Consider the following 616-nt stretch of genomic DNA (forward strand, 5'->3'; position numbering starts at 1 on the left):
TGATGTGGCGATGGTCCTGTTCGATCACGTTGTTCAGATATTTTGAGGACCGGACCTTCGTGTCTTCAGGCACCAAACCATCGGCCTTCATCTCGCGCACCGCGCGGTGCGAGGCCGCGTAGCCATCGAGCGTGATGGTCTCAGGCGACTGGCCCTGATGCCTGATAGCCTTGCTGAAAAAGGCTTTGGCCGCAACCACGTCGCGCCTCGCCCTGAGCATGAAGTCCACCGTCTGGCCAGCCCGATCCACCGCCCGGTACAGGTAGACCCACCTGCCGCGAATCTTCAGATAGGTCTCGTCGACACGCCACGAGCGACCCGCAGGCGTAGCAAAACGGTTCCAGCGTTTGACGAATTCGGGCGTATAACGCCTCACCCAGCGCAGGATTGTCGTGTGAGCGAGCGACAAACCCCGTTCGGCCATCATCTCGACCAGATCGCGTAGGCTGAGCTTGTAGCGCAGGTACCACCGAACACACAGAATGATGATCTCCCGATCAAAATGACGTCCATCGAACAACTCCTTCAGGCTCTTCAGTTTGGTCATCACCGGTTATCAGTTCGTTTTGCTCCAACAACTCTAACCGATTCGCCGATCCTATTTGCACCAGAACCG

General features: G+C 57.3%; 1 protein-coding gene. It reads right to left on the minus strand.

Annotated features, from left to right (window positions below):
- On the minus strand, positions 1 to 547 hold a 547-nt coding region (locus FSO04_RS46005), incomplete at its 3' end, for an IS6 family transposase (protein WP_154568038.1).
- Between the last annotated feature and the right edge of the window lie 69 nt (positions 548 to 616).

The sequence above is a fragment of the Paraburkholderia madseniana genome (genome assembly GCF_009690905.1).
In the GTDB taxonomy this organism is placed as follows: Bacteria; Pseudomonadota; Gammaproteobacteria; order Burkholderiales; family Burkholderiaceae; genus Paraburkholderia; species Paraburkholderia madseniana.